Below are 2,030 nucleotides of genomic sequence, written 5' to 3'. Positions count from 1 at the left end.
TAACTGTAAAACTCACCACGATTGTGACAGTAACGCCGCACTCAACATAAGAAATGAAGGCATCAGAATAATACATTTTGGCGGAGGGAACCCCGTCTCTGCTGAGGGAGCCTGTTTAAGACCAGATAACCGCGACGGTGAAAGGGCATCGGGCTGAGAAATCAGAAGCTCACATTGTACCGCGGCGGTCAGTGTGAGTAGTTCACTCATGTCTTACAGTTGACCACACCATTCGTAAGCTGTTTGTTTTGGTCGTGATTCATCAGGGGCTGTCGCTGGAAATGAATTCCAGGGTTGATCAGCCCCATCCCCCGTTAAACTTATAGCTATCACGGGAGTCTTCTCACTCCATTTAAATCAAGTTAAGCACTTCCATTAGCAACTATCATGTCGATTAATTCTAATCTGGCACAAGAAATACAAGAGCAACCCCAAGCCTTAAACCGACTTTTGGATACACAAGCTGAAGCCATCCAACACCTGGCTGAAGCCATTCAACACCGACAAATTACTCATATTGTGATTGCCGCCCGAGGAAGTAGCGATAACGCCGCTCGTTATGCCCTATACTTGTTTGGAACGATCAATCAATTTTTAGTCACGTTAGCTGCACCGAGCCTCTACAGCCTCTATAAACGCCCTCCCAGGCTCGGAAATGTGCTGGTTTTAGGGATTAGTCAAAGTGGTGAAAGTCCAGATTTAGTGGAGGTGTTAGCCGAAGCCCGTCAACAAGGTGCTTTAACTGCTGCAATGACTAATATTTCTGAGTCTCCCCTTGCCCAACAAGCCGATCATGTGATTAACTTGAGTGCAGGTGTTGAACGTTCTATTGCGGCGACAAAAACTTACACGGCGGAATTATTAGCCTTGGCGATGTTAAGTTCTCAATTAGCGGCTAATGAGTCGATGTTGACAACTTTACGACTGGTGCCGCAGTGGGTGGAACAAACCTTTGAACTCAACCCGAATATTTACCAAACGATTAAGCCTTATTGTCAGATGAGGCGTTGTATTGTTATCGGTCGAGGGTATAACTATTCTACTGCTTTTGAACTTGCTTTGAAGTTGAAAGAGTTAACGTATACTTTGGTTGAACCTTACAGCAGTGCGGATTTTTTGCATGGCCCTTCAGCATTGATTGAACCGGGTTTTCCGATTGTTGTGATTGCTGTTTCTGGGCCGATTTTAAACGAGATGCAACAGGATTTAATGCCGCTACTCATTGAACGAGGTGCCGAAATTATTACCCTCGGAAATGATCCACAAACTTTGAGCCAAGCTCAGACTACTTTACCTTTACCGAATGATATTCCTGAATGGTTATCACCGATTTGTGCGATTGTTCCCGGACAGCTTTTTGCCCTCTATATCGCCACAATGCGAGGTTATGATGTCGATCAGCCTCGGGGACTGAAAAAAGTCACAAAAACACAATAGCATGACTGTTTGTGCTTCAACAACGCTATGCGATCGCTTTCAATCCATCTTGTGAACACACTGAAAGCGATCGCCAGGTTTTTTTAAATTTAAAGTTCAGAGAATTGATCCAAACTTTAAGTTAATATCAAATTCGATTTTGAGACAAAAGTTGAGACAAAAGTTGAAGTTGTAGTGTTGGTTTTTTCTTAGGAACCCAAATGTTTAAAAATAGATTGGCTCAAGCTCCAATAGCTTCCTCTACAATCGGCAAGCGTTGAGAGGCGTAACCAATTCCCCGCACTGTTAAAATATATTCGGGATTACGTTGATCTTCTTCAATTTTTGCGCGTAGACGAGCGACATGAACATCGACAACCCGCATATCCGCAATTCGTCGAGGTGCATAACCCCACAATTCTTGAAGAATTTCTGAACGAGAAACCGCCTCACCAGAATGTTTTAAGAGCAGTTCGAGAAGATTAAACTCAATGTAAGTTAGAGGAATCAGTTGCTCGCCTTTATAAACCCGTCGCTTGACAGTATCAATTCGTAGAGCATCTACCTGAATAGTCTCTGCACTAACATCACGATTGGCGTTTGTTTCTCTCAGA

The 2,030-nt window shown here is 43.6% G+C and carries 2 protein-coding genes; one reads left to right on the top strand and one right to left on the bottom strand.

The window, feature by feature from the left end:
- Window positions 1–387: 387 nt before the first annotated feature.
- Window positions 388–1,437 (top strand): SIS domain-containing protein, encoded by a 1,050-nt coding sequence (locus M595_RS27195; RefSeq protein WP_023069810.1) that lies wholly within the window; start codon window positions 388–390, stop codon window positions 1,435–1,437.
- A gap of 220 nt (window positions 1,438–1,657) precedes the next feature.
- Here the strand turns inward: M595_RS27195 and M595_RS27190 are convergent.
- A partial coding sequence (locus M595_RS27190) for a winged helix-turn-helix domain-containing protein (protein ID WP_023069809.1) occupies window positions 1,658–2,030 on the bottom strand: 373 nt, incomplete at its 5' end.

The sequence above is a fragment of the Lyngbya aestuarii BL J genome, from assembly GCF_000478195.2.
In the GTDB taxonomy this organism is placed as follows: Bacteria; Cyanobacteriota; Cyanobacteriia; order Cyanobacteriales; family Microcoleaceae; genus Capilliphycus; species Capilliphycus aestuarii.
This window is presented reverse-complemented; position numbering and strand designations above follow the sequence as displayed.

Excerpts from the sequence above, each read along its gene's own strand:
- M595_RS27195 (WP_023069810.1), top strand. The coding sequence starts at position 388 with ATGTCGATTAATTCTAATCTGGCACAAGAAATACAAGAGCAACCCCAA.